This is a genomic window from Carboxylicivirga sediminis (genome assembly GCF_018156225.1).
Classification (GTDB): Bacteria; Bacteroidota; Bacteroidia; order Bacteroidales; family Marinilabiliaceae; genus Carboxylicivirga; species Carboxylicivirga sediminis.
Genome location: NZ_JAGTAR010000116.1, coordinates 1 through 384, shown reverse-complemented (window position 1 = coordinate 384; position 384 = coordinate 1). Strand labels below are relative to the sequence as shown.

Genomic DNA, 384 nt, shown 5'->3' with positions numbered 1-384 from the left:
AATCATCGCAGTGCTATTGCGGTACCAAATTATATGAAAGGTTTTCCATACTACCTTCAACAACAAGGGTATTATACTTCCAACAATAAAAAGACAGATTATAATGTAGGCGACGAAAAAACCTATACTGCTGAAGCCTGGCACGAGAGTGCTGATACAGCAGGTTGGTGGAACAGGGCAGAGGGGCAACCATTCTTTGCAGTCTTCAATTTTATGGATTCACACCAGTCGCGCACCATGACACACACCTATGGTTGGTATAAGAAACAGGTACTAAATGAGTTGGCTGCTGAAGAACGTATAGGTGAGAATGACTTTGATATGCCTCCATTTTATAACGATACGCCTGCTATGCGTAAGCAGTTTGCCCGGGTTTATAACTCC

General features: G+C 42.7%; 1 pseudogene. It reads left to right on the top strand.

Annotation, left to right across the window (positions count from 1 at the left end):
• Window positions 1-33: 33 nt before the first annotated feature.
• A pseudogene (locus KDU71_RS22875) lies at window positions 34-384 on the top strand (hypothetical protein); the annotation flags it as partial.